This window comes from Shewanella scandinavica, assembly GCF_031932065.1.
GTDB lineage: Bacteria > Pseudomonadota > Gammaproteobacteria > Enterobacterales > Shewanellaceae > Shewanella > Shewanella baltica.
The window spans coordinates 1-925 of the sequence record NZ_JAUOES010000065.1 but is presented as its reverse complement, the minus strand read 5'-3'; the positions used below and the strand labels follow the sequence as shown (position 1 = coordinate 925).

Here is a 925-nt window from a genome sequence, read left to right as displayed (position 1 = left end):
CCTAAGAACACCACCTACCACCTTAAACGCGGACTACCAACGCCGCGCTAGCCTAGCCTTCTCCGTCTCTCCATCGCAGTTAGCGGAAGTACAGAAATATTAATCTGTTTCCCATCGATTACGCCTTTCGGCCTCACCTTAGGGGTCGACTCACCCTGCCCCGATTAACGTTGGACAGGAACCCTTGGTCTTTCGGCGAGGGGGTTTTTCACCCCCTTTATCGTTACTCATGTCAGCATTCGCACTTCTGATACCTCCAGCGTGGGTTACCCCTTCACCTTCAACGGCTTACAGAACGCTCCTCTACCGCGCACAGTAAACTGTGCACCCGTAGCTTCGGTGACTAGCTTAGCCCCGTTACATCTTCCGCGCAGGCCGACTCGACTAGTGAGCTATTACGCTTTCTTTAAATGATGGCTGCTTCTAAGCCAACATCCTAGCTGTCTAAGCCTTCCCACATCGTTTCCCACTTAGCTAGTACTTTGGGACCTTAGCTGACGGTCTGGGTTGTTTCCCTTTTGACGACGGACGTTAGCACCCGCCGTCTGTCTCCCGAGTAGTACTCATTGGTATTCGGAGTTTGCAAAGGGTTGGTAAGTCGGGATGACCCCCTAGCCTTAACAGTGCTCTACCCCCAATGGTATTCGCTCGAGGCGCTACCTAAATAGCTTTCGAGGAGAACCAGATATCTCCCGGTTTGATTGGCCTTTCACCCCCAGCCACAAGTCATCCGCTAATTTTTCAACATTAGTCGGTTCGGTCCTCCAGTTGATGTTACTCAACCTTCAACCTGCCCATGGCTAGATCACCGGGTTTCGGGTCTACACCTTGCAACTAAACGCGCAGTTAACACTCGGTTTCCCTACGGCTCCGCTATTCGCTTAACCTCGCTACAAAATGTAAGTCGCTGACCCATTATACAAAA

Annotated in this window: 1 rRNA gene; it reads right to left on the bottom strand. The window is 51.5% G+C overall.

Annotation, left to right across the window (positions count from 1 at the left end):
• A 23S ribosomal RNA gene (locus Q4Q50_RS22315) occupies positions 1–925 on the bottom strand; the annotation flags it as partial.